This window comes from Shewanella sp. POL2 (assembly GCF_000282755.1).
In the GTDB taxonomy this organism is placed as follows: Bacteria; Pseudomonadota; Gammaproteobacteria; order Enterobacterales; family Shewanellaceae; genus Shewanella; species Shewanella xiamenensis.
Genome location: NZ_AKZL01000206.1, coordinates 1 through 947, shown reverse-complemented (window position 1 = coordinate 947; position 947 = coordinate 1). Strand labels below are relative to the sequence as shown.

Genomic DNA, 947 nt, shown 5'->3' with positions numbered 1-947 from the left:
GGGACGCACCGACGGCGAGCTAAGCGAAGTAGTGTCCGGCCTGTCCGCAGATGAAGTGTATGTCAGCAACAACAGTTTTATTTTGAAAGCGGAATTGGGTAAAGGGGAGGTTGGCGATGATGATTAATCACTTCCTGAAAGACATTCTGCATACCATCGGCCGGAACAGCATTTTCATTGCCGCTCATCGAAGGAGTGTCTGATGATCGATAAACTGATTCAATTTTCCATCGCACGCCGTTGGCTGGTGATGTTTCTGGTGCTGGTAACTGGTGCCCTGGGTGTCTGGAACTATCAGCACCTACCCATCGACGCGGTACCCGATATCACCAATGTCCAGGTGCAAATCAATACCGAAGCTCCCGGCTACTCACCGCTGGAAGTGGAGCAACGCATTACGTACTTGGTGGAACTGGCGATCACAGGGCTGCCCCACGTGGAGAGTACACGTTCGGTATCACGCTATGCTCTGTCCCAAGTGACCGTGGTGTTTGAAAAAGGCACGGACATTTACTTTGCCCGCAATCTTATCAACGAGCGCTTGCAGCAGGCAAAAAGCGAGATGCCTTCAGGAATCGGTCCGGTGATGGGGCCCGTTGCCACAGGACTCGGTGAAATCTTTCACTATGCAGTGCATGCGAAACCGGGCGCCTTGCAAGAAAATGGTGAGCCCTATGATGCGACGGCCTTACGTACCTTGCAGGATTGGGTGATCCGTCCGCAGTTACGCCTGGTTCCCGGCGTCACCGAAGTCAATACCATTGGCGGCTTCGAGAAGCAGTTCCACATCACGCCGGAACCTTCAAGACTGCTGGCCTACCAGCTCAGCTTTGATGATTTAGTAGCGGCACTGGAGAAAAACAACGCTAATATCGGTGCTGGCTATATTGAAAAAAATGGTGAGCAATATTTAATCCGCGCCCCCGGACAGGTGGCTGACATCCCTG

General features: G+C 52.6%; 1 protein-coding gene. It reads left to right on the top strand.

Annotated elements, in window-relative coordinates:
• Window positions 1-202 precede the first annotated feature (202 nt).
• On the top strand, window positions 203-947 hold a 745-nt coding region (locus SHEWPOL2_RS22080), incomplete at its 3' end, for an efflux RND transporter permease subunit (RefSeq protein WP_037431878.1).